Source organism: Paenibacillus sp. FSL P4-0176 (assembly GCF_037975265.1).
GTDB classification, from domain to species: Bacteria; Bacillota; Bacilli; order Paenibacillales; family Paenibacillaceae; genus Paenibacillus; species Paenibacillus amylolyticus.
Genome location: NZ_CP150242.1, coordinates 4,874,509 through 4,898,984, shown reverse-complemented (window position 1 = coordinate 4,898,984; position 24,476 = coordinate 4,874,509). Strand labels below are relative to the sequence as shown.

18 protein-coding genes are annotated in these 24,476 nt (G+C 47.1%); 15 read left to right on the top strand and 3 right to left on the bottom strand.

Translation table 11 applies throughout. The annotated features are described in order from the left end of the window. Position 1 precedes the first annotated feature (1 nt). Together MKY95_RS22730 and spoVM are read left to right on the top strand one after the other, a co-directional pair. Positions 2-253, top strand: coding sequence for a hypothetical protein (locus tag MKY95_RS22730; RefSeq protein WP_047843680.1), 252 nt, complete (start codon positions 2-4; stop codon positions 251-253). Between the two features lie 167 nt (positions 254-420). Further along, positions 421-501, top strand: coding sequence for a stage V sporulation protein SpoVM (gene spoVM, locus MKY95_RS22725; RefSeq protein WP_017687458.1), 81 nt, complete (start codon positions 421-423; stop codon positions 499-501). 194 nt (positions 502-695) lie between these two features. On the opposite strand, the gene rpmB is transcribed toward spoVM, so the two are convergent. Then, complete coding sequence (gene rpmB / locus MKY95_RS22720) at positions 696-884, bottom strand: 50S ribosomal protein L28 (RefSeq protein WP_017687459.1); 189 nt, start codon at positions 882-884, stop codon at positions 696-698. A 401-nt stretch (positions 885-1,285) separates the two neighbouring features. Here rpmB and MKY95_RS22715 point away from each other — a divergent pair, with 401 nt between their 5' ends. From MKY95_RS22715 to MKY95_RS22690, 6 genes are all read left to right on the top strand, one after another. Beyond that, positions 1,286-1,459, top strand: coding sequence for a hypothetical protein (locus MKY95_RS22715; protein ID WP_155985128.1), 174 nt, complete (start codon positions 1,286-1,288; stop codon positions 1,457-1,459). Positions 1,460-1,521: 62 nt separating this feature from the next. Further along, positions 1,522-3,330 (top strand): DAK2 domain-containing protein, encoded by a 1,809-nt coding sequence (locus MKY95_RS22710; protein WP_076328023.1) that lies wholly within the window; start codon positions 1,522-1,524, stop codon positions 3,328-3,330. A gap of 28 nt (positions 3,331-3,358) precedes the next feature. Further along, positions 3,359-4,222 (top strand): DegV family protein, encoded by an 864-nt coding sequence (locus tag MKY95_RS22705; RefSeq protein WP_036674905.1) that lies wholly within the window; start codon positions 3,359-3,361, stop codon positions 4,220-4,222. Positions 4,223-4,232: 10 nt separating this feature from the next. Continuing rightward, positions 4,233-6,278 carry an ATP-dependent DNA helicase RecG gene (recG, locus tag MKY95_RS22700; protein ID WP_076328022.1) on the top strand — a complete coding sequence of 682 codons (2,046 nt, stop codon included), beginning with the start codon at positions 4,233-4,235 and terminating at the stop codon, positions 6,276-6,278. Positions 6,279-6,393: 115 nt separating this feature from the next. Then, the gene (locus tag MKY95_RS22695) at positions 6,394-6,681 is read left to right on the top strand and encodes a stage VI sporulation protein F (protein ID WP_036614589.1); all 288 of its coding nucleotides are present in this window, start codon (positions 6,394-6,396) and stop codon (positions 6,679-6,681) included. A gap of 615 nt (positions 6,682-7,296) precedes the next feature. Then, complete coding sequence (locus MKY95_RS22690) at positions 7,297-11,742, top strand: glycoside hydrolase family 3 C-terminal domain-containing protein (RefSeq protein ID WP_076318915.1); 4,446 nt, start codon at positions 7,297-7,299, stop codon at positions 11,740-11,742. Between the two features lie 33 nt (positions 11,743-11,775). On the opposite strand, the gene MKY95_RS22685 is transcribed toward MKY95_RS22690, so the two are convergent. Together MKY95_RS22685 and MKY95_RS22680 are read right to left on the bottom strand one after the other, a co-directional pair. Next, the gene (locus MKY95_RS22685) at positions 11,776-13,356 is read right to left on the bottom strand and encodes a response regulator (protein ID WP_036674908.1); all 1,581 of its coding nucleotides are present in this window, start codon (positions 13,354-13,356) and stop codon (positions 11,776-11,778) included. A gap of 7 nt (positions 13,357-13,363) precedes the next feature. Further along, the gene (locus MKY95_RS22680; RefSeq protein WP_076318916.1) at positions 13,364-15,172 is read right to left on the bottom strand and encodes a sensor histidine kinase; all 1,809 of its coding nucleotides are present in this window, start codon (positions 15,170-15,172) and stop codon (positions 13,364-13,366) included. Positions 15,173-15,303: 131 nt separating this feature from the next. Between MKY95_RS22680 and MKY95_RS22675 the strand changes: the two genes are divergently transcribed. The 7 genes from MKY95_RS22675 (at position 15,304) to MKY95_RS22645 (ending at position 24,423) form a co-directional block, all read left to right on the top strand. After that, entirely contained in the window at positions 15,304-16,635 is a 1,332-nt protein-coding gene (locus MKY95_RS22675) for an extracellular solute-binding protein (RefSeq protein WP_036614581.1), read from the top strand. A 111-nt stretch (positions 16,636-16,746) separates the two neighbouring features. Then, a complete protein-coding gene (locus tag MKY95_RS22670) occupies positions 16,747-17,598 on the top strand; it encodes a sugar ABC transporter permease (protein WP_339194495.1) in 852 nt (283 codons plus the stop codon). Further along, entirely contained in the window at positions 17,595-18,431 is an 837-nt protein-coding gene (locus MKY95_RS22665) for a carbohydrate ABC transporter permease (protein WP_076318917.1), read from the top strand. Before MKY95_RS22670 ends, MKY95_RS22665 begins: the two co-directional genes overlap by 4 nt. Before the next feature lie 13 nt (positions 18,432-18,444). Then, positions 18,445-19,998, top strand: coding sequence for a family 78 glycoside hydrolase catalytic domain (locus tag MKY95_RS22660; RefSeq protein ID WP_076318918.1), 1,554 nt, complete (start codon positions 18,445-18,447; stop codon positions 19,996-19,998). 536 nt (positions 19,999-20,534) lie between these two features. Beyond that, the gene (locus tag MKY95_RS22655; protein ID WP_235193990.1) at positions 20,535-22,196 is read left to right on the top strand and encodes a sensor histidine kinase; all 1,662 of its coding nucleotides are present in this window, start codon (positions 20,535-20,537) and stop codon (positions 22,194-22,196) included. 10 nt (positions 22,197-22,206) lie between these two features. Then, positions 22,207-23,007 carry a LytTR family DNA-binding domain-containing protein gene (locus MKY95_RS22650; protein ID WP_339194493.1) on the top strand — a complete coding sequence of 267 codons (801 nt, stop codon included), beginning with the start codon at positions 22,207-22,209 and terminating at the stop codon, positions 23,005-23,007. 180 nt (positions 23,008-23,187) lie between these two features. Beyond that, positions 23,188-24,423, top strand: a complete 1,236-nt coding sequence (locus MKY95_RS22645; RefSeq protein WP_076319010.1) for an OFA family MFS transporter — start codon at positions 23,188-23,190, stop codon at positions 24,421-24,423. The last annotated feature ends 53 nt before the right edge of the window (positions 24,424-24,476 follow it).

The window sequence follows — 24,476 nt, the reverse complement described above, 5'->3', positions numbered from 1 at the left end:
TATGACCCTCAAGGAGACACTGTGGACGATGGCTGCGAGTCTCGTGACGGGACTTGTGCTTGCTTTGTTTGCGGTTATTCAATCCCCGTTTAATGCTATTACGTCATTAATCGGGGTAGGCGTTGTTATTATGTATTTCCGCAAATTTGATCGTACGGGACATCGGGTTACTTTTGTCATTTTCGGCATACTGTATTATTTACTGAGTGTTTTCATGATCGCTGCCTATCAATATATTCCTGCCCAAACGTAAATGACCTGATCTTCGGGCTTGTCATTGTGGAATAGGGATCGAAGGTTCCGCATAAATATGGTTACATGAGCAGGTTTCTCATGTAGCCTTTTTTGTCGTGTTTGAGGTAAAGAAGGCCTGAAGCATAGGATACGGCGGACGCATGAGCATGATGGGGAGGGTGAATTATGAAATTTTACACATTCAAACTGCCGAAGTTTTTGGGAGGGTTTGTAAAGGCGATTCTTAATACGTTTCAAAAGCACTGATCCGATTGATAAGGTAACAGGGAATACCGCCGCTTTGGCTCAGGCTTATCTGGAATTCGTACCTGCGAAGCGCCATGCGGCGGCCATTCACATGTTAATGAGCGTATTCAAGAATCCCTTTTTTGAATACCAAAAAAGCACCTGCAAGGAACAAGGTGCTTTTTGCTTACCCGATTTATAGTAGCTTTGCGTGATTATACGCGAGTCACTTTACCGGCTTTCAGTGCACGGGTGCTTACGTATACACGTTTTGGTTTGCCGTCAACGAGAATGCGGACCTTCTGAACGTTTACGCCCCAAGTACGACGGTTACGGTTGTTAGCGTGGGATACGTGGTTACCGGTGCCCGGTTTCTTACCTGTCACATAACATTTGCGAGACATAGATTACACCTCCTATCCTAAAATAACCAGTTGCCTTCAGAAACGAAAAGTCATTCCATAAGGACTAAATTGTTCTTCCTGATCATAAAGATCAGGTTTCAGTAGCTAATGGCGTTGTTTAAGCCGGCATGAACCGGATCATTTCCATTACTTAACCTGCATAAAACAATACTTGAATATAATATCATAATTAAAAAAGCTTCGTCAACTGATCCAAAAACTTTATTTATTTCTCCTGTCTAATATAGTACAATGTTGAGTAGTCCATAATACAGTGGTGAACAGGCTGTTGCCGCGAGGAAGTCGGAGAATAAACCGTACTTAGAGGTCGGTGGTCTGCTTTTTGGCAACGCTGTGAGCTGCGGCATTCCATCATTGGCACCAGTCTCCATGCGGCATTCATGCCGGCTCTTGATACCGGTGCATATCCGTATGCCCCGAAGTTAGGGGTGCAGAGAGTGCAGGATATTGGTAGCCCGGCCGCCCAGACCGTTAATCCGGCTGACATGTTGTATTGTATGCCTGTGCCGGACAAGGTATGGACGAAGAATAACGCAGTCCGCGTTAGCGCATGAACAGACCAGACACATCTTGGTGCAAGGTGTTCGTGTATCAAGCTAGGAAGGGGAATTCTCACTTGAGTATACGTTCTTTAAATGGAACAGATTTCACCGCAATGGTACTTGCCGGAGCGGAACAACTTGGACAGCATGCAGAGCACGTCAATTCCCTGAATGTTTTCCCTGTGCCGGATGGTGACACGGGAACGAACATGAATTTGACAATGAGTGCAGGAGTCGCAGAGATTAAAAGAAAAAGTTCTGCCTCCATCGGCGAAGCTGCCGGTATTCTATCGAAAGGCCTGCTTATGGGCGCACGGGGGAATTCAGGAGTTATTCTGTCGCAATTGTTCCGTGGTTTTAGTCGTTCAGCTGCTCCCTATGAGGAACTGAATACGCTCCAATTTGCAGCAGCCCTGCAGAACGGTGTTGACGCAGCTTACAAAGCAGTCGTAAAGCCCGTTGAAGGGACCATTCTTACCGTAGCCAAGGAAGCGGCGAAACATGCCAACTACTATGCAAGACGGACGAATGATATTACTGAATTAATGAATGAAGTTTTGTTAAAAGCAAAAGAAGCACTGGCAATGACTCCGGAATTACTGCCTGTACTGAAACAGGTTGGTGTTGTGGATTCAGGTGGTCAGGGGCTTGTATATATCTACGAGGGCTTTATGGAAGTATTGCTGCAAAGTGACGGAGGGAGTCGTACTTCACTGAACAAAGAAGTAACCCCATCCGTGGCAGCATCTGCTTTGAAACCGGCTGCACCGACAGCAGTGGATATCAAGAAGCCTGCACAGCAGGTGATTGCACCGGAGATGCCATTGTCTGCTCAGGCGAGACTGGAAACGGAAGATATTGAATTCCTGTATGATATGGAATTCTTCATTAATCGTGAGCTTGGAGAGAACGCAGGAGTGGCATTTGATGACGAAGCATTCCGGAAAGCGTTGTCAGTTAATGGAGATTCGATCATTATTATTGCTGATGATGAAGTCATCAAAGTTCATGTCCATTCCAAGACACCAGGCGATGTATTAAACCTGGCGCTGCATTATGGTGAGATTACACAGATTCATATTCTCAATATGCGTGAACAGCATCGGGATCTCCTGACAGCAGGCATGGACATTGCTCCATCACCTGAATTGTTTGCAGAGATTCCACCTGAGGCAGCGCGCAGTATGGAAGAGGCTGTGCTTCCTGCAGATGAGATGGCACCGTATGGTTTTATTGCGGTATCCTCCGGTGACGGTATTGCTGAGATTTTCCAAAGTCTTGGCGTTGATGTTGTTCTGTCCGGTGGACAGACGATGAATCCGAGTACTGAGGATTTTGTAAAAGCCGTTCGTTCCATTGCTGCGGAGCAGATATTTATACTCCCGAATAACTCGAATATTGTACTGGCTGCGGAGCAGGCTCGTGAATTGCTTGAAGATGAGCGCCGGATTACGGTTATTCCAAGTAAGACCATTCCACAGGGAATGGCTGCTGCTTTTGCTTTCCAAGAAGATGAGTCTGCGGAAACAAACCGTGACCAAATGTTGGAGGCCATCAGCCGGGTACAGTCCGGTCAAGTGACTCATGCGGTTCGTGATACGCAATATGATGAATTGGATATCAAGGCGGGGCACTATATCGGTATTCATAACTCCAAAATTGTAGCGACGGATGAAACCATGCTTCAAGCATGTGAAGGTCTGCTCAAACAGATGATGGAGAGTGGAGATGAAGTGGTGACGATCCTTGAAGGGGACGAAGCTGACCCTGAGGTTACTGCTGCCCTCGCTGCATGGCTTGAAGTACAGTATCCTGATGCTGAGGTAGAGGTACATCTTGGAGGACAGCCGGTGTATTATTATTTGTTCTCCGTAGAGTCCTAATAGCACTCTAGCGAAGAGGAGGAGAGTCATGAGCCACAAGGTTACGATAGTAACAGACAGTACGGCAGATATTCCCGAAGAACTCATTCGCAAATACGGGATTCATATTGTTCCGCTACGTGTTCTGTTTGGTGAAGAGACCTATGCAGATGGCGTTGATCTGACTTCGGAACAGTTCTACGAAAAGTTGAAGAAGGTATCTGTGTTGCCTACAACTTCACAGCCATCTCCAACCGATTTCATGGATGTGTACCAATCACTTCTTGATGAGAACCCGGAACGCCCGATTGTATCGATCCACCTGTCATCCGGCATGAGTGGTACCTATCAATCGGCCATGCTTGGCAAGTCTTTGCTTGAGACTGAGGGTGACATCACCGTGCTGGATTCGAAGTCAGCATCTTATGGATACGGTCTAATGGTGGTACAGGCTGCTGAACTTGCCGAACAGGGCAAGTCAGCAGTCGAAATCGCTGCGGCTATTGAAGGGATGCAACAATCTCGCAAGTTGTTCTTTCTTGTAGATACTTTGGAGTATCTGCAAAAGGGCGGTCGGATTGGCAAAGCTTCAGCCATCTTGGGAACGTTGCTTAACATTAAGCCGATCCTGTCTATTGATGAAGAAGGCGTTATCTACGCAGTTGAGAAAGTCAGAGGTCATAAAAAAGCAATGGCACGCATTATTGAGCTGTTCCAGAAGGATCTTGCAGGCAAACGGGTTAACCTGGCGGTAGGTCATACCGCTGACCCGGGATCAGCGATCGCTTGTGCAGAGCAGCTACGGGGTCATTTTACACTGAATGAAGTGATCTATACCAATATTGGAGCCGTAATAGGCAGTCATGTTGGACCTGGTGTCATTGCGATCTTTATGTGGCCTGTTCCGGAATGAGGGATTAGACATGAAATTGGAAGAAATATCAGTTAAGCAAATTAACGGCGTGAGTGCTCTCAAAGAGGGAGAGCTTCACGCCTTTGGCATCTCTACTGTTAGAGACCTGCTTGAATATTATCCGTTCCGTTACGAGGATTATCGTCTGCGTTCACTTAGTGAAGTGAAGGATGGGGACAAGATTACGGTCCAGGGACAGGTAATGGGTATTCCTGTATTACAACGATACGGTAAAAAGTCCCGTCTTACCTGTAAGATCATGACGGAAGAGTGGATGATTACAGCCACCTGGTTCAATCGCCATTTCCTCAAAGAACAACTAACCCCCAATCGGGAGATTGTGATTACGGGAAAATGGGAACAAAAACGCATGCAGATGACCGTGACTGACTCGGAGTTCCCCGATAAAGGCGATGGGCGTTCAGGTACATTGCAACCTGTATATTCGGTAACCGGCAAACTGACGCAACAATGGATGCGGAAAACGATCAATCAGGGATTAATTCAATTCGGAGATATGATTCCTGAGATTCTGCCTCAGTCCTTGATGAGGAAATACAGCTTGATGCCTCGTAAACAAGCGATTGCGGGAATTCATCGTCCACAGGACAACCGGGAAGGTCAGCAGGCCAGACAGCGTATGGTGTATGAAGAGCTGTTTTTGTTCCAGTTGAAAATGCAGGCGTATCGTGCGCTCAACCGAAATCGCATGGATGGTGTAGTGCATACCACGGATAATACGACGATTCGTGAGTTTGTACGCAGTTTACCTTTTGAATTGACAGATGCTCAGAAAAAGGTGGAGCTTGAAATTCTGCATGATATGCGTTCGCCCTATGCAATGAATCGGTTATTGCAGGGTGATGTCGGATCGGGTAAAACGGTTATTGCGGCAATTGCGCTATACACGACTGTTCGATCTGGGTTCCAAGGGGCTCTGATGGTGCCTACAGAGATTCTGGCGGAGCAGCATATGCGCTCACTGCAAAAGCTGTTTGAACCGTTTGGGGTAACCGTAGGGCTGTTAACGGGCAGTGTAAATGGACGCAAACGCAAAGATCTGATCGCCTCATTGCAAATGGGCATGATTGATATCGTGGTGGGTACACACGCCCTGATTCAGGAAGATGTTTTCTTCCGTGATCTGGGTCTTGTGGTGACGGACGAGCAGCATCGCTTCGGGGTGAATCAGCGCAGCGTTTTACGACGCAAAGGATATAACCCGGATGTGTTAACGATGACGGCAACGCCAATTCCACGGACACTTGCGATTACTGCTTTTGGGGATATTGAAGTATCCACGATCTCGGAGCGTCCGAAAGGACGGATTCCCATCTCTACGTATTGGGTTAAACACGATATGATGGAGCGGGTGCTCGGGTTTATCTCCAGAGAAGTGGATCAGGGCCGGCAGGCCTATCTAATCTGTCCGCTCATTGAAGAGTCGGAGAAGCTGGATGTGCAGAATGCTATTGATCTGCATGTGCAGATGCAGCAGAACTTTCCGAAATATCGTGTAGGTCTGCTGCATGGCCGGATGACGGCTGCGGAGAAAGAAGAGATGATGCGGGACTTCTACAGCAATGATATTCAGTTGCTTGTCTCCACCACCGTTGTCGAGGTTGGGGTCGATGTGCCAAATGCCACGTTGATGGTCATTATGGACGCGGACCGCTTCGGTCTCTCCCAGTTGCATCAGCTTCGTGGTCGGGTCGGTCGTGGTGCGCATGCTTCCTATTGTGTACTCATTGCTGATCCCAAGACGGAGGTCGGACAGGAACGCATGAAGGTCATGACGGAAACCGAGGATGGATTCGAGGTATCTCGTCGGGATCTGGATCTCCGGGGTCCGGGTGATTTCTTTGGTACCAAACAGAGCGGACTGCCCGAGTTTCGTCTTGCCGATATGGTTGCCGATTTTGCTGTGCTCGAACAAGCCAGAGATGACGTGACCCATTTAATTGAGGATGCGACCTTCTGGACCTCTATGGACTATGCACCTCTGCGTGATTTCCTACAGCAACAGCAAGTATTCAAGGGTGATCTGATTGACTAAAGCTTGCCATAATAGCGGGTTTTTCGTATTACCTTTGTAAAAAAAGACAAGTGTACAAGCCCTCCCGACATATGAATAAGAAGTGAGTTCATTCTTTTGGGAGGTGCTATACGTTTTGGGTTATCAACAATATGGAATTAGTCCGCAGCTGGTGGAGCGGATCAAATTAAAGATGAAAAATCCCGCTGTCAAAGAGCGTATCAAAAAGTTGATTGATGGCGTGACCAAGTCTGATCTGCAAGATAAGGCCAAGGTCAGAAGGTTGGTCAAGTCTTCGGCAGTCATTATGAATGAGAATTTCTCTCCGGCGCAGGAGGAGCAGTTTGTTGCTTTTGTGCTTGCACAGAAGATTGATCCGAACAATACGTTTCATTTGATTAAGCTGTGGGGGATGTTTAGGTAGGGATTCTATGTAATGTTGGGTGGGGTAAAACATTCGTTTACACGAGGGCACTACGATGACAGAATAACCTTCCGAGCGCTGTTATCCCCGGATTTTTTGATTGACCCTTTCCAAGGGTAAAATCCGGTGATAAAGGCGCACGCTTCGCTTCTTTAGGTTATTTCTGTCCTTTCCGTTGTTGTGTAAATTGATTTATTTTACAAAACCAAATTACATCGAATGTTTATGAAGTAATTTTAGTGGGTGGGGCGTTCCATAAGTCAGGAAGATGACTTATGGAACGCCCTTTTGATTGTTATAACTAGAGACAAGCCTTGTGGCATTACTTGGTTGAACATTCGTTGTAGTTATCGAATGACCCATGACCTGGCTTGTATTACCACGAAAACAAAGTTTTCAATGAGTAGTTATGTTGGTTAAATCGAGCATCTTAGTACAGTGATGGGTGGAGTATGAGGCTTATATTTAATATGAATCCAAATTTATCCTTTAACGATACATAACCGTAATATCTAAAAATACTGTACCTCAACCCATAAACAAAATGTACCATTCCTCCAACTATAATGAGTGAGTACCAAATTGTAAGCGATTACAAATAAAGGAGGGGTAACATTGACTTTGACTAGAGGTTTCAAGCAGAAGATTAGCGGCAAAGTGATTGCGGTCATCACCGTGGTCAGTCTGACATGGGGGTCCTGGGGAGCCACGCCACTATCAGCATCTACGACAAGTACGTTAAAGTTCCAAACTCAGCAGGGAGGTGTCTTTGACGGGATGCCATTATTTGATGGCGTGCCAGCGCATCTGGATGCATACGTAGACACCTATTTCGAATACACTGGCCTCGAAGGTCCAGCCGTTTATGTGACGGGTTCGCGAAACCATTACACATTGAAGCAGGGGAAACATGCGGGCAAGGTCATTCCCGGTGCATTATCTGCTGCAGATAATGTTCAGGGTGTCTCGACCGATTTTCCTGCTCTGATTGGCATGGGACAGAGCTGGAACAAAGAACTTTTGTCCGATATCGGTGAAGTGATGGGGAACGAGAAAATCAGCAAATTAAAGGTCAAGCAGGGCGAATCCAACATTCATGGGGGCAATGATCCTTCCCTCAGCGTGGCGTTCAGTGTGGTCAGTGATATGCGTATCAATCCGCTTAGCGGTCGCTTCGATGAAGGGTTCTCTGAAGATCCCAATATGGCCGGAGTCTTGATCGACAAGATGGCTTCGGGTCTTAGCGGAATTGATCAGTCCACCAGCGAAGATGGGTTCTGGATGAGGGCTGCGGTGGGGACAAAGCATTACTCCGTATATAACGCGCAGTGGTTCAGGCAGACAGCGAATAACAGTGCAAGCGCGCGTTCATTGTTTGAGTACCAAACCAGAGCCGCGCTCCCTGGATTTGAATCAGGTGCGCTGGCGGGCACAATGACATCTTATGGCCGGACTAACGGCATTCCAAACATCCTTTCCCCGCTACAATTATTAGCCAATTTGGACGCCAAATATGGCGTATACAGCTCGCCCGATTTCAATGGAGATGCAATTGTATCCAACGCGAACCAACTCGGAAATGGATATGACGACCGCTATGCCGTGGACCGCGGTCATGCAACCGTTCTCATGGCGCTTGCTCAGGCGAATGCGGGTCGGCCATCAGGGACGACACCTGCGGATGTGACCGATCTCGTGGCGCTCGTAGAGCAAGGGGAATATGGAATTACCGAGGAAGAACTTATAGAAGCAGCCAGACCACATGTAAACCAGCTGGTGCGCTTGGGGATTTTTAATGAAACTGATGAGCAGGGCATACCGAAAAACTATCTTTTTGCCCAGGAAGCAAGGGATGTCAGGACGTCTCCGCCTTCCGATTATAACCAAGTGAACCATCAGAAAATAGCACTTCAAGCGGCACAGGAGAGCGTTGTTTTGTTGAAAAATGACGGCACACTTCCGCTGGAAAAAGGAAATGACGCTGCTGTTTCTGGGGTGTATGCCGACGCACGCTTCAAGACGACGTATTCAGTTGGCGCGACACCTGCGCTGGAAAACTCCGGTGAATCTCCACTGCTCTCAATCATTAAAATGAATGGCAGCAGTAACGTAAACTATGCCCCAGGAAATGAAGTCATTTCACTAACCTCTAAAGCGAATCAACAAACGGTCACAGCGGACGTGTATAGTCCAAATGCAGGCACGGAGGGAGCGCAGCTCATCACAACGTCGGATGCCCCAGATGAGACCAGTTTCTCCCACTTGTTCCGAGTGTACGATTGGGGTCAGGCGGGTTCAAGTTTATTGTCGCTGTATAACCAGCGTTGGGTGACTTCCCCTGCGACAAATCATGCAGCAGTTGGCAATACGGATCGTACCAGCCTCAATCTGACGAACAATGATTGGAACCTTCCTGAGATGATGGGTGATACGAGTGCCATACCCCCAACATTACGAATGGAAACGAACGAGGATGGCTCAATGTCTATTGTTACCAATGGGTACCGTACAGGATTCTCTGGTGACTTTACAAATTGGTATTATGCCAACGGACGCTTTATCAAGGTAGATGATGCTGGTAAGCTCGTGACAACATCATCTCCACTGGGAAGCAAGGATAACGCTGCGAATCGCCCGGACGAGGTGAAGTTTGAGAAGGCCGTGGTGAAGAACGTGGGCGAAGAGGTAGCAGCAAGAGCCACGGAAGACGATTATGCCATCGTCTTTGTCGGCGCAATTCCACGACATAGCGCAGGAGAAGGTAACGACCGGTCTACCCTCGATATGTGCGAGGCAGATTATGAACTGGTCGACAAAGTATCTGCTGCCTTTGCAACCCAGGGTAAGAAAACCATTGTCGTGGTTAAATCGAGCTTCCCTGTAAACATGGAGCGCATTCAGAACAACCCTAACGTCTCGGCGATCGTTTACCAGCCATATGGGGGTCAATACGATTCGTATGCTCTGGCTCAGGTGTTGTACGGAGATTACGCGCCGACAGGCCGCCTGACGTCCACATGGTATGCAGGCATGGATGCTTTTCCATCTATTAGTTCTTATGTCGTACCAGAAGGGAATTCTACTGGTCTTGACGACATCGACCCCCGATTTACGGTTGATATGACGAATGCAGACCCCATTGAATCTGAGTTGACTTATATGTATACAGATGCCACAGTGACCTATCCGTTTGGTTACGGGTTATCATATGCTGATTTTACGTACGATTCCCTGACCGTATCGTCTTCTGTAACGGGAGATGAACCATTCACGGTGTCGGTCCGCGTAACCAATACAGGAGACGTAGCCACTTCCGAGGTTGTGCAGCTGTACACCCGTAACAGCAACTCTGCATACGGCGCACATGCGCCTAAAAAGAAGCTGGTTTCATTTGAGAAGATTCATCTCACTCCGGGTGAAACAAAAGAAGTCCTGTTGCAAGTTGATCCACAAACGCTGGCATTATGGGATGTGAATCGGAGTGAATGGATCGTTGAACAGGGCAGTTATGAATTCATGATTGGGACCTCGGCAGCGGATGCAGACGTGCAAGTATCGAAGGCATTAAGCATTGGTGGGAAGTCGATTGCGACCTTACCCCTTACCCAACCCATAAATGTATTTGATCATGCGTTTGCTTCAAATGAAGTCGTTTACCACGAAGTGTCCAAGGAACGCACGGCAGCTCAATTAAAAGCCAAAGCGATTGTTGGAGGTTATTACGCAGTTCGGTCCAAACAAAATGGATCGTGGATCGCGTTGCCTAAGGCTGACCTGACAGGTGCGCAGAAGGTTAGGGCAACTGTCGCATCTAATGTGCAAGGTGGCACGATCTCGTTGCATGCGGATGCGCTCGATACCGCACCGCTTGCTGTATGGAACGTACCGGTGACAGAACCTGTCTCCTACAAGATTAGCAATGCTAACGTAACGGTCAAAGAATTAGGGTACGTTGACGTAGAGGCGGATATTTCTGCTGCCGTGAGCGGCGTACATGATCTGTATCTGGTGTTTCATGAACCAGATCTTCGGATTGACGGTTTGTCATTTACGTTGAAAGAGCCGGGAACAAATCCAGGAAATCCAGGAACGAATCCTGATTCGCCAAGCACGCCTGGATCAGGTAGTGTTGGAACTCCTGCCAAGCCACCAGCATCCGGGTCCAAGACTGAAGGAGAAACGGATTCGGAGGGCAATGTTTCTGCTGTCGTGACCGTGCAAACGGGGGATGTTGCTGATCAAGCTAAGGCAGCAAGTATCCGCTCATCTGGCATCCGGGTCATCGGTGATCCATGGAACGTATCCATCAAAGATAAGCAGAACACGTATGTCATTGCAGCGCTGCCTGTTAACGATGTCGTAGCTGCAAACTCCACAGCAATCGCATATGTTGGAGCAGGAGGCCAAATTACGCCGGTGCCTGGCGTGTTGACCAAAGACACAAACGGAAACAAGGTATGGAAAGTACTGCTAAACCAAGGAGGCACGTACGTTGCGATTCACTCGCTCCGCGAATTTGTTGATGTTAAACCTTCAGCTTGGTATGCCAAAGATATAGCCAAAGCCAACAGCTTGCTGTTGATCAATGGCGTATCGGAACGCTGCATGCAACCCCAGGGTACGACAACATCAGCTCAAACGTTGATGGCTGCATTGAATGCGTTAGGAATTGAGCCGGGGGGAGCGGCAGCAAACGAGAAATGGTTTGATCCGATTTTGCGAGCCTCCAAGGAATATGGCCTGATGGAAGAAGGGCAGTACCTGCCAAATGCCCCAATGTCACGTGAGGATATGGCAATGGTGCTCATTCGTGCGCTGAACTTGTCTGGGGTGGATACGAAACTGCCGAAAGCAGAGGTTGAATCATGGCTGGAAGATTTTAAGGATCAGGCCCAGCTGACACCAAATAACCGGGCAGTCATGGCAACGGCCATTCAGCTTGGTATATTTCAAGGTACGCCGGATAAACTGTTACAACCACAGAGCACCCTTACACGGGCACAACTTGCAACTGTTATTGTCCGTGTGCATGACCGGATAATAGAACGGCTGGATCACTAAGAACCAGAACAACGAAAACAAGGAACTGGGCCATCATACATGGCCTGGTTCCTTGTTGTTTGCGGTGAAGGATTTGTGTTGCTTTCGGTATTCCTCTGGAGTCCAACCGGTCAATTTTTTAAACACCCGAAAAAAATATTTTGGATTGTCGTAACCCAGCTGTTTGGCAACCCGATAGATTTTATCGTCTGTGCTCGTTAAGAGCTGCTTGGCTTGCCTGATCCGTAGTCTGTTTACGTAATCAGTGAAGTTCTCGGATGTCTTTTCTTTAAATAAATGACTGAGGTAACTCGGGTTCAGGTAGAACAGGGACGATACCCATTCCAGCGTTAAATCCTTGGTATAGTGATTATCGATATATGTCCTGACGTTGTCGATCACTTGATCTGATGCGTAGGGGTTGTCTTCTTTAAGCAGAAGAGCTGTTCCCGTCAGCACCTTTACCATGTAATGCCTAATGCACTCCATATCGAACGAGACGTTCAGGACGGCCTCCAAGCTGGAAGAGGCGCTACTGTTACCTCCGTTCTGGATATAGTTACTCAGCAGCCGTTTGGTTTCCGTGATAATGTCTCTGCACTGCTCTTTCAGGTGGGCAAGCAAAGCGTCAGGCTGGCGTATGTAGAAAGCAAAGAAATCGGTGATGAGCTCTTCCACCTTCGGCACATTCCCGCTCTCTATAAAAAATAACAGTTCATATGTTCGAGCCCACTTCAGTTGATGTAAAGGAAATTGCTCCCGTGAAAATACGTAACATTTGCCAAAATCGGTAATGGCTCGTTCGTCCAACGCAAGGATCGTTTGATGATGAGCTTCTCGGACCCCACCAATGCCTGTATGAGGCAAGCTGATCCCCACACAACAATCCGTAGTTTCGGATTTGGTCAAAATGATACTCGCAGTTTGTTCCGCCATTTTCTGCAAATCAAGCTGGCCTGAGCAATCCAGATCATGCATCAGGAAAAACAGTACCTGATCCGTTTGTGGATGAGGAATGTACAGGCCATTCGAAAAGGTAGGTAGTTGCTGTGCTGTAAGCGGTTGAGGACCATAAATCGTCAATAAAATGAACTGGTCAGATGCCATGATGGCGGCAAATTCCGCAGAGCGGAACACAGGTGTTTTGATGGATGAATGGGGAGCCAGCACATAATTCAGGAAGGCTTGCATGTCTGCATCCCTTTTCATCTGCTCCGTTTCTACTTCTCTTAGAACGACTTCCCGCTGAAGAGAGCGCTCCTGTTCGATGGCTTGGATGGCTTGGTGAAGCGTACCGTGGATCTCATCCCGGCTAAAAGGCTTCAGCAGGTAATTTACAACTTTCGCAGAGATGGCCTCCTGCATATAATCAAAATCGGTATGTCCGCTAATGACAATTAATTTGATACGCGGATATTGCTGGCATACTGTCCTGATCAACAGCTTGCCGTCGACCTCAGGCATGCGCATGTCCGTAAAGATAATGTCCGGCTTGAACGATTCAATCAAAGCCAAGGCATCTGCCCCGTTATCTGCTTCGCCTAAGAGTTCAAGCGAGTGCTCAAAAGTCCCGATTTTTTTCAACAAACCTTTGCGGATCAAGGGTTCATCGTCCACAACGATATACGTGTACATCTCTTGGTCACCTCTTTTCCCAATTGGCCGGAATTTCGAGTGTAATTCGAGTTCCTGTATTCAAATCGGTATGAAACGAAAGGCCGTAACCCTCTCCGTAATACAAAGCAATTCGTGAATGCACGTTTTTGATGCCGATGCTTTGTTTATGCCTTTGACCAACGGTGACGAATTCAGGTGGCTGCTGGAGCAATTGTCGAAGTTCCTCCGCTTGTGTTGAGGACATGCCCACGCCATCGTCCCAGATCTCGAACACGATGCTGTCCCCCTGAAACAAACCGGTAATGGTAACGGAACCCTTCCCACGTTTGTTCTCCAACCCGTGATAGATGGCATTTTCCACGAGTGGTTGCAACAGAAGTTTCAGCATGCGACGACTCCGAATTTCCGGGTCTACATTCAGGTTGAACGCGAACTTGTCACCATACCGAATCTGCTGGATGGCCATGTAGTTTTCTACATGTTGAAGTTCTTCGCTGACCGCGACCAGCTCGCTGTCCGTTTTGATGCTGTAGCGGAACATGTCCCCGAGTGACTTGGTCATCACAACAATACTCTCGACTTCTTCGATCTCGGCAATGCTATTAATCGACTCCAGCGTATTGTAGAGGAAATGGGAGTTGATCTGTGCTTCCAATGCCTTCATCTGGGAGTCCAGCATGAGGATTTTATTCTGGTAACTCTCTCGGATATGTGTATCGATATCTTTCATCATTTTGTTGAACTCGTGGTAAAGGATGCCTATTTCATCGACTTGCCTTGTTACTTGAGGCTTGATGGTCACAAAACGATGAGATTTGGTTTTGCGCATCAGTTTGGTCAATTCGATGATGGGTTTGGTGATCAGGTTGGACAAGAAAAAGGAAAGTAGAAGGAAAATGACGGCACAGCTTACGGCCACGTATAACAGCAACTTTTGTGAGATGTTGTACTCCTCATACAACCGATCCATAGAGATGTTGGCAATCACGTTCCAATTGCGACCAGGAACTTTCTGGATTACCGTCATCATGTTATCTTGGATTGATTTGTACTGTGAACTGTTTCCGACTTGATGCGTTGCCGCAGCCAGAGTATCGGAGAGAGGAGTGCCAACTCTACTTCCGTCGCTGGAGTACAGGATCTCGCCAGCGTCGTTCGCCAGATATAGATTGGACAAGCTTGGTGCCGGGTTACGTTTTAGACCGTCAAAAATGTTCATACTGCAATCCAGCATAAACACGCCTAGGAACTCGTTGTTGTTGGGATCGTAGAGGGCTCTGGAGAAGCCAATGGATTCCTTGGCGTTAATGATGTAAGGTTTGACGCCTACTTCACCAATATACAAATCGCCTTTACGCTGGATCGTATCCAGATACCACTCATCCCGAAGTGCTACATAATCGAGGCGTAGGTCTGTACCGCTACTGCCATAGCTTATCCATTTGCCATCAGGTGTGAAAAGGTACAAACCATTGATGTAATTGTAACCAAGCAGAATGTTTTCAAAGATCAATTTCAATTTGCTGCGGATCATGAAGATTTCATATTGATCGTTGGTACCGTTCAACTTGATTAGTTCATCACTCACAGTGCTGTAAGCGGTTGCATTGGAAGACTGCTGAAGGAGTGTGACAGAGATCCGGTCGATGTTCTGCAAAATTTCCTCCATGCTCTTGACCGAATTGCCTATAGTTGTCGACGTCACGAGAGAGGTCTGCTCATTCACCAGCTTCGTGTAACTGCGATAGGAACTGACAGACACAACGATAATTGGCACGATTGATACGAGGACGAGGACCAGAAAAAGTTTAGTTTTGATGTTGAACAGAATCATACGTGCTCCTCCCGCCATTTGTCAATTCTAAAAATAGTGCACCATACGAGCCAAAGCAAATGCACTTTTGCCCACCGTATGATGAGAATGTGCACAAAGCAAGAATAAACATGAATTGGGGGAATGACAAGATGAAAAAAAGAAAACGACTGTGGTCCCTAACTTTGGTACTGCTCTTGATGTTTCTGAGCGCATGCAGCTCCAGTAGCGAGGAGGGGGGCGGTACGGATACCAATAACGGGAGTACAGATGAGTCAGGAAAGCCAATTACGTTGACGATGATGCTTTCGGGAAACAAGGCATCCGAGGGAGAGGATTTCGAGCTGGAGACCTTGCCGCGCCTAGTCAAAGAGAAGTTCCCGAACATTAACTTGGAAGTACAAAAGTTGCCTGATGATCAATACAATACATCTGTTCGAACCAAGCTTGCGGCTGGACAGGGACCGGACATTTTCTGGATTTTCCCGAAAAATGCGGCTGGCGGTGTCATTGATTTTGCAAAGGCAGGCTTCGCTGCGGATCTGTCAGATCTAAAGTTCTGGGACAACATCAGCCAAGGAGCGAAGGAAGATATGTCCTATGAGGGTAAACCTTACGGCGTGGCCGAAGGGTTGGACTTCTTGGGCGTTTACTACAATAAGGAGTTGTTACAACAAGCGGGATATTCCGAGTTTCCGAAGGATTGGCCTTCGTTTCTGGATTTGTGTCAAAAGTTGCAGGCAGCGGGCGTAACGCCAATTGCGATGGGAGACAAGGACCCTTGGATGATCCAATTCGGAATGTATCCGATTGCAGCGAATGTCGTGTATCCGAATGAGCTGGATTTTGATGTCAAATTGCAGAACGGTGAAAAATCGCTGACTGATCCAAAGTGGATTCAAACCATATCCAAATACAAAGAGCTCTATGATAACAACTACGTCGTCAAAAACTCACTTGGCATTGGTAGTGCCCAATCTGCGCAGTTGTTTATCGACGGGAAAGCAGCAATGACCTTTACGGGAACATGGGATTATGCCTCCATGACGTCCAAAGGCGCTGCCGAATTTACTCGCGGATTCGCTTCATTACCAGGTAACGAGCCGGAACAGCCGGTGTTTGTATCTGCTGCAACATCTGCCGGATACGCTTTGAACGCCAAATCGGCAAACCTGGATGCAGCCAAGGAAGTACTGAACTACCTGTTTGATGGTGAATCCGATCTGTTCAAAGCATTTGTGGAAGCCAACAGTTCCATCAGCGTCTATAAGGACGTAGAACTTGAAAATGAATTGTTTAAGGAAGTGAATGACAACTATCAACAAACTGGAAATTCCATCTACTTTAGCAACCAGATGTGGCCAGCCGGAGTATCGGACGTCATGCAGGCTAAGTTTGCCGAAATTATTGCTGGACAGAAAACAACACCAGAAGATGTGGCAAACGCCATGGAAACCAAGTTTAGAGAGCTATGGAAAAACTAGAACCAAACGATGCTGTCTGCTGTAAAGGGGAGAATGATTGTCCTTCTTCCCTTGCCGCAGGCCCCTTGGAAAGGATGGAGCAGGATGAGCTCTACTGTAATGAAAAAGTCCATGTACTGGTTTGCTTTGCCGGCATTGATCTTCTACCTGACCTTCTGGATCTTCCCGATCCTGCGGTTGTTCCAGTACAGTATAACGGACTATAACGGGTACGCCCAAGCCTATAACTATATCGGTTTCGACAACTATAAGGAATTGTTCCGGAGCGACATCCTAGGCATTTCTTTAAAAAATACACTGATCTATACGTTTGTCACCGTCATAGCTGGCAATATCATCGGTTTGGCAATGGCATTACTGTTAAACATGAAAATAAGAGGAACCGGGATTTACCGTTCCCTGGCGTATATTCCCACTTTGTTCAGTGCGATTGTCGTCGGCTTTTTGTGGAGTTACGTCTATATGCCGGATTACGGGCTGATTTCTTCCTTTCTCGATAAACTGGGTATCGCAAATGAACTGAATTTCCTGGGTGATTACTCGACCGCACTGTATTCTATTATCTTCGTGGAAATCTGGAAGACGATCGGAACGACAATGATTATCTTCCTTGCAGGACTACAGACTGTTCCGAGCGACCTTTTGGAAGCCGGACGGATTGATGGCTGCGGCTCATGGAGATTGCTGCGACATGTGAAGATTCCATTACTGGCAACAGCGATTACAATCAACGTGACGTTAAGTTTGATCAATGGACTCAAAGCGTTCGACTTCCCGTTTATCATGACAAATGGCGGTCCCGGCACGGCTACCAACACGCTGATTTATACCATCTACAAGATGGCATTTACCGAACAACTCTTTGGTAAAGCTTCGGCTCTTGGCGTTATTTCCTTTGCCGTGATTATCGTCATTACCGCTGTTTTTGTCCTGAAAATGAACAAACGGGAGGTGTCGGCATGATGCTTCGTAAAGTTTTGGGGAAAGGGTCCGTTCAGGTTGTTGTGTTGTTGGTGATGGCATTAAACCTGATTCCGTTAATTATTGCCTTTTCGACATCACTCCGCGATCCAAGCAACAACACAAATCCGCTGGTCCTGTTCCGGGAGATGTCTTTTGCAAGTTACAAGGCTGCCTTCGATCGCATGCACTTTCCGGAAGCGCTATGGAACAGCGTGGTGTTAACCGGCGTATCGGTCGTGTTTGTTGTCCTGTTTGCGGCGATGGCGGCCTACCCGATGGCCCGTTTGAAGACAAAGCTAAGTAAGTTCATGTATTTGTTTTTTTTGTCCGGACTCGTGGTACCTGCGCAAATGGTATTGATACCGATCGTGCAAATGATCAATGCACTGCATATTCCAACGAATCAATATACGCCTATTTTCATGTTCATTACGTGCAGTCTGCCGTTTTCAACTTTCCTGTACACGGGCTTCATTCGAAGTGGTGTGCCTGAGGAGGTAGAAGAAGCGGCGCACATCGATGGGGCGGGATTATTCCAACGGTTCTGGACCGTCGTGTTCCCCTTACTCATTCCGGTAACGGTTTCGGTCATTATTACGCAAGGTGTCTGGATTTGGAACGATTATTTCTTCAATATGATCTTTATTTCCAGCGCAGGAGATTCACCGTTACCACTGGCCATGCTCGGATTTTTGGGCGATCAGCAAAATCCCACGCAGTGGAATGTCCTGTTTGCAGCGTGCTTTCTGTGCGCACTACCGTTGCTGCTGGCGTTCTTGTTCCTGCAAAAATATTTTATCGGTGGCATGACCGTTGGGGCGGTCAAAGGTTAAGGAGGACACTGCAATGAATGAAAAAGTGATAAACAACGCCTGGCTGGAAAAAGCACAGCGTCTAATGCCGGAGCTTCACCAGCAAAAGGTCTATCCGGAACATATCGTGAGCGCAGTTCCGGATGCGTCGGCTTTTCAGGGATGGCGTATCGAACCACTCGGCTTAGCAGAACAACTATCTGATCAAGTGTTGTGCAAGGGAGACAGTGTTACGCTGGATTTCGGGGAGCATCTCGTCGGTTATCTGACCTTGTCGCTTCTTAACGAACGTAGCAATGCAGATGCACCTCTCAGGTTGAAGCTCACATTTGGAGAAATGCCCTGTGAGGTCGGTGAGGATTTTGCAGAATATTCGGGTTGGCTTAGCCGTTCATGGCTTCAGGACGAGATCGTGAATATGGATGTGTTACCTGGCACGCTAACACTGGACCGTCGGTATGCCTTTCGGTATCTGAAAATCGAGGTGGTAGAAACGTCGATACGTTACGATATTCGAATTAACGATATATATTGCATGACGGTGACCTCAGCAGACATAGGGGCAGTACCTCAATTGCCTGAAGATATCGACACGGAGCTGCTGGAAATAGATCGCGTGTCCGTGAAGACACTCCGGGATTGCATGCAGATGGTATTCGAAGATGGACCGAAGCGCGATCGACGTTTATGGATCGGAGATCTTCGCCTTCAGGCCCTCGTCAATTATGAAACATTCGGCTGTAATGATCTCGTCAAGCGCTGTCTCTATCTCTTTGCCGGAACGAGATTAGAGGGAGGCCAGGTAGGAGCCTGTTTGTACGAACAACCGGAACCGTACGTGGACGACATTTACCTATATGACTATGCGTTGTTCTTTATTGCGACATTATGGGACTATTTTGAAGCTACCAAGGACAGGGAAACGTTGGAAGAACTTTGGCCGGTGGCTAGAGAACAGATTGAGATTGGGCTTAAACGACTTGATGAGCGGGGCATCGTAAGGGATGACGATACATGGTATTGTTTTCTGGACTGGCATGAAGAACTAAATAAACAGGCCGGTGCTCAGGCAGTTCTCATCTATAGTATGAAAAGGGGAAGGTCGATTGCCAAAGAACTAGAGTTGCCGGAGTCTGAGCAATGGATTAACGCACACATCAAAGACGCTGAGCAAGCAGCCCACACATATCTGTGGGATGGTGAAAAGGGCTTTTTCGTCAGTGGTGAAAAAAGACAGGTATCCTGGGCATCGCAAGTATGGATGGTACTGGCTGAGATCATGGATGCTCCAGCTTCCCGGCAATTACTTGATCGGTTAATGAGTAACGAAGAAGCTATTGGCATGACCACGCCGTACATGGTTCATCATTATGTTGATGCATTAATAATGTGCGGGGAAGAGGAGAAGGCACTGGAGCAGATCCGAAGGTATTGGGGCGGTATGCTGAAGGATGGAGCGGACACTTTCTGGGAGCTCTACGACCCGGACGACAAAACGTATTCTCCTTATGGTAGCAATTTGGTCAACAGTTATTGCCATGCTTGGAGCTGCACACCAAGTTATTTTATCAGGCGAAATTTTTCATGAATTTTGGACTTGAGGTCAACCAGGTACGTCTGGTTGGCCTTTTTGGATTAGTTTCAGATCGTATAGAGCCTGCCATGGCCTATTGTTTTTATTTTTATCTGTTTTTGTTCGTAACGTTAAAAGAACGAGTGGTTATTAATGAAGCGATAAATACGAATATTAAAATAAAGTTATATGGGTTTCCTTTAAGGTTGTAGACTTGAACGATGAGTGTCAGAGTTGAGATGCTTAAGATTATTCGCAGGACAATCGCCGATGAGCGATCGGGAATAATTGGAATAACATGACAACTGATTATAACATAGGTTTTTCTGGAGTCGGACATTTTCATAGAAGTTAAGGGACGAACTATGGTGTGCTTGGTGCAGTCTTGTTGATGCATTTTCACAAGATGGACTTTGCTTTCCACTGGGGGGAGCGGTAAACTGTTGCATACGAGCCTATGGATTAATGTCCTGGATTTTAAGTCAAAAAGGCGTGGCTGTGTCGGTATGCATTTTATGTTTCAAACAGATGTGGAGGAAGTACGATTGGAAATGTTTACGATGCTGCTGGGTTTATTTGAACGGGCGGCGCTGTTGATTATATTTTTATTCTTTCTGTCGAGGGTGCCAAGGTTTAGGCAGATTCTGCAAAAGGGGAAATTAAGGTGGCAGGAGTCTATTGCGGTTACCTTGTTATTCTGTGCTTTTGCCATTTTCGGGACATATACGGGCATTAATGTTGAAGGTTCACTGGTGAATGTGCGGATCATCGCCGTGTTATCGGGTGGTATTTTGTTCGGAGCGCCTGTGGGTATTATTACGGGGATTGTCTCCGGGGTGCATCGGTATTTGATCGATATGGATGGAGTCACAGCTATACCGTGTCTAATCACGAGTATCTTGGCAGGTCTGGTCTCCGGATATATACATAAGTACACGCCTAAGCCTAAGCGATGGATTATCGGTATTGGTGCCGGAATGATCTGTGAAGCGCTCACGATGTTATTAATCCTGCTATTTTCCTATCCCGATCCACTGGGTGCCGATATTGTATCGAAGATTGCGCTGCCTATGATTCTGGGTGAAGTCAACATTGGGCTGATTGTGCTCTTGGTGCAGAGTGTTGAAGGGGAAAAGGAAATGATTGCGGCTCGTCAGGCGAAGCTCGCGCTGGAGATTGCAAACAAAACCTTGCCGTATTTCCGTTCGATTGATGAGGATTCTCTGCGCAAAATTTGCCGGATTATTCAGGAGGATATTCAGGCTGACGCGGTTGCAATTACGGATACCCGGAATGTACTGGCTTATGTAGGATTTGGCGAGGAACGATATCATATCGGTAATGAAATTATAAGTGAGATGACCAAGAAGACGATATCTAGCGGGGAGATTACGATCAGTAATGATGTGATTGATGAAAAAACACCCGATATCCACTCACTGTTAATCATTCCGCTCAAAGAACGAGGAGACATTACAGGTGCGCTCAAAATCTATTATCGCAAAGCGTACAAAATTACGTATCCATTACAAACGATGGCTGTAGGTCTATCGCAGATCATCTCGACCCAGATGGAGGTTTCGCGGGTAGAAGAGATCAAGGCTGCTGCCAACAAAGCAGAGCTACGTGCGTTACAGACAACCATTCATCCTCATTTTCTGTTTAATGCATTAAATGCGATTGCATCGTCCATCCGAACCAAACCGGATCGAGCGCGCGAGCTGATTGTGAACCTATCCGGGTACATGCGCTACAATCTGGAGCTGTCGGATGAGTTAATTGATATTCATAAGGAACTGGAGCAGGTCCGTAATTATGTAGAGATTGAGAAAGCTCGCTTTGGTAGCCGACTTAACGTGATCTATGACATTGATGAGGTCGCGGTGCATATTCCGAGTCTCGTTATCCAGCCGCTCGTCGAAAATGCAATTATTCATGGCATTCTCAAGGTCAAAGGACCCGGGACTGTTCGAATTCGGGTACAAGATTATCCGGAGTTTGTGCGAATTAGTGTCAGTGATACAGGTGCAGGCATCAGTGCAGATATTATTGAACGGGTCTACCACGACCGTATGCCTGGTAACCAGATCGGGCTATATAATGTGCATCGCCGGGTCAAGCTTATCTACGGACAAGGTGTAACCATTACAAGGCTGGAACAAGGAACCGATATTTTATTTGATGTGCCCAAAGGAGATGTCGTAACAAGGTGATGATGGATCAATGAGAGCTCTTATTGTGGAAGACGAGATTCTGGCAAGTGAGGAATTGAATTATTTAATCCAGGAACATAGTCAGATTGAAGTTGTGGACCGCCTTGAAGACGGGCTGGATGTACTGAAATTTTTGCAGGAACAAGAAGTAGATGTCATTTTCCTTGATATCAATATTCCCTCGCTGGACGGTATGATGCTGGCCCATCATATTGGGAATTTTGCAACGAAACCCTACATTGTATTTACGACGGCGTATAAGGAACATGCAGCGGAAGCCTTTGAGTTGGAGGCATTTGATTATATTCTGAAGCCGTATGACGAGAAACGAATTGCTGCAATGCTCCATAAGCTGGAGCTCGCATTCAAACGTGATCATGCGCCGGTGAAGCAACATGTTGAGGATGGACCAGCCCCTACGGCGGACGGATCTGCTGCGCATGGTGAACTGGTACGAGAACGAGATACGAATTCCCATACAGATAGAAGAATTAATTTGCTGCGGAATGACAATATTATTGTTACGGATACGGCAGATATCTACTATGCGGAAGCACAAGAGAAAGTGACGAAGGTATATACCAAAAATGGGGAGTTCACCATGCCAGTGAGCATATCGGATTTTCACAGCCGTCTGCCACAGGATACGTTCTTTCGCTGCCACCGTTCGTACGTCGTAAATCTGTCGCAAATCCGTGAAATTGTACCTTGGTTCAACAATACGTATCTGCTCCGTCTGCGCGATTTGGAAGCTGAAGTGCCCGTGAGTCGTGGGAAGGTCAAAGAATTCAGGCAACTCATGCGCATCTAGAAGCATTTCATTCCGCATCTGATGCAACTCATGCTCAAAACGGTGTGATGAATCCCCTTTCATGTATGATTAGCTTGTGAACGCATTCATGTATATGACATCGGCAAAGGGGAGATCACGATGAAAGCAACAATTTCATCCGTTTCATCAACACCTGAATCAACTTCTGCACCTACAAAAATGAACCGCTGGCTTATTGTATTGGGGACCATCATTGTACAAATGGGTCTTGGAACCATCTATACTTGGAGTTTATTTAATCAACCGTTGTCTGATCATTTCGGATGGGACGTCAGCTCGGTCGCGATAACTTTTTCAATTACCAGTTTTGCTTTGGCTTTTGCCACATTGTTTGCAGGACGATTGCAGGAACGTTGGGGTCTTCAGCGTCTGATCCGTGTAGCCGGGGTTGTGCTTGGGCTGGGTCTTATTCTGAGTTCTCAAGTCACCTCGTTAACACTGCTGTACATTTTGGCTGGATTTGTTGTTGGTTTTGCAGATGGTACGGCGTATATTACGTCGCTGTCTAATCTGATCAAATGGTTCCCGGAGCGTAAAGGTCTGATCTCGGGGATCTCGGTCGGAGCCTTTGGTACCGGTAGTTTATTGTTCAAATATGTGAACACGGCATTGATTGGTGCCGTTGGTCCTGCTCAGGCATTTATGTACTGGGGCATTATCGTTCTGGTTCTGGTCGTTGCGGGATCATTCCTGATCCGTGAAGCGGTTGTTCGTGAACAGGCTCTGGCAAGCAAGGAAGGATCCAAACAAGTCGTAGCACGTCATGATTACACGGTGAAAGAGATGCTGCGTACAAAAGAAGCGTACATGCTGTTTGTTATTTTCTTCACGGCGTGTATGAGCGGTCTGTACCTGATCGGTATTGTTAAAGATATCGGTGTACAGCTTGCAGGTCTTGATGTAGCTACCGCTGCAAACGCAGTGGCCATGGTTGCAATCTTTAACACGGCAGGACGTATTATTCTCGGTGCGCTGTCGGATAAAGTAGGACGAATGAAAGTCATCGCTGGTGCGCTGCTGGTTACAGCCGTAGCTGTCATGACACTTAGTCTGGTTCCACTGACCTTCGGGATCTTCTTCGCCTGTGTGGCGGCCGTTGCATTCTGCTTCGGTGGTAACATTACGGTATTCCCGGCGATTGTGGCCGATTACTTCGGATTGAAAAATCAGAGCAAAAACTATGGTGTCATCTATCAGGGATTTGGATTTGGTGCTTTGGCTGGATCATTCATCAGCGCCCTGCTGGGCGGATTCCATCTGACCTTCATCGTGATTGCTGTACTCTGTGCTGTCTCGCTGTTGCTCGCACTGATCATCACCCCTCCAGGTGAAGGTCGTCGTGCTCGTCAACGTGAAAAACAGATGAACCTTAACCCTTCATCACGGGCAAGCTAACAACATGCACTGGAAGTACGGAACTGAGGATATTTCTTCATCTTAAAAAGCAA

What these genes read in the sequence shown, in the direction of transcription:
- MKY95_RS22730 (WP_047843680.1), top strand. Translation starts at nt 2, where the DNA reads ATGACCCTCAAGGAGACACTGTGGACGATGGCTGCGAGTCTCGTGACG.
- spoVM (WP_017687458.1), top strand. Translation starts at nt 421, where the DNA reads ATGAAATTTTACACATTCAAACTGCCGAAGTTTTTGGGAGGGTTTGTA.
- rpmB (WP_017687459.1), bottom strand. Translation starts at nt 884, where the DNA reads ATGTCTCGCAAATGTTATGTGACAGGTAAGAAACCGGGCACCGGTAAC.
- MKY95_RS22715 (WP_155985128.1), top strand. Translation starts at nt 1,286, where the DNA reads ATGCCGGCTCTTGATACCGGTGCATATCCGTATGCCCCGAAGTTAGGG.
- MKY95_RS22705 (WP_036674905.1), top strand. Translation starts at nt 3,359, where the DNA reads ATGAGCCACAAGGTTACGATAGTAACAGACAGTACGGCAGATATTCCC.
- recG (WP_076328022.1), top strand. Translation starts at nt 4,233, where the DNA reads ATGAAATTGGAAGAAATATCAGTTAAGCAAATTAACGGCGTGAGTGCT.
- MKY95_RS22685 (WP_036674908.1), bottom strand. Translation starts at nt 13,356, where the DNA reads ATGTACACGTATATCGTTGTGGACGATGAACCCTTGATCCGCAAAGGT.
- MKY95_RS22680 (WP_076318916.1), bottom strand. Translation starts at nt 15,172, where the DNA reads ATGATTCTGTTCAACATCAAAACTAAACTTTTTCTGGTCCTCGTCCTC.
- MKY95_RS22675 (WP_036614581.1), top strand. Translation starts at nt 15,304, where the DNA reads ATGAAAAAAAGAAAACGACTGTGGTCCCTAACTTTGGTACTGCTCTTG.
- MKY95_RS22670 (WP_339194495.1), top strand. Translation starts at nt 16,747, where the DNA reads ATGTACTGGTTTGCTTTGCCGGCATTGATCTTCTACCTGACCTTCTGG.
- MKY95_RS22665 (WP_076318917.1), top strand. Translation starts at nt 17,595, where the DNA reads ATGATGCTTCGTAAAGTTTTGGGGAAAGGGTCCGTTCAGGTTGTTGTG.
- MKY95_RS22660 (WP_076318918.1), top strand. Translation starts at nt 18,445, where the DNA reads ATGAATGAAAAAGTGATAAACAACGCCTGGCTGGAAAAAGCACAGCGT.
- MKY95_RS22655 (WP_235193990.1), top strand. Translation starts at nt 20,535, where the DNA reads ATGTTTACGATGCTGCTGGGTTTATTTGAACGGGCGGCGCTGTTGATT.
- MKY95_RS22650 (WP_339194493.1), top strand. Translation starts at nt 22,207, where the DNA reads ATGAGAGCTCTTATTGTGGAAGACGAGATTCTGGCAAGTGAGGAATTG.
- MKY95_RS22645 (WP_076319010.1), top strand. Translation starts at nt 23,188, where the DNA reads ATGAACCGCTGGCTTATTGTATTGGGGACCATCATTGTACAAATGGGT.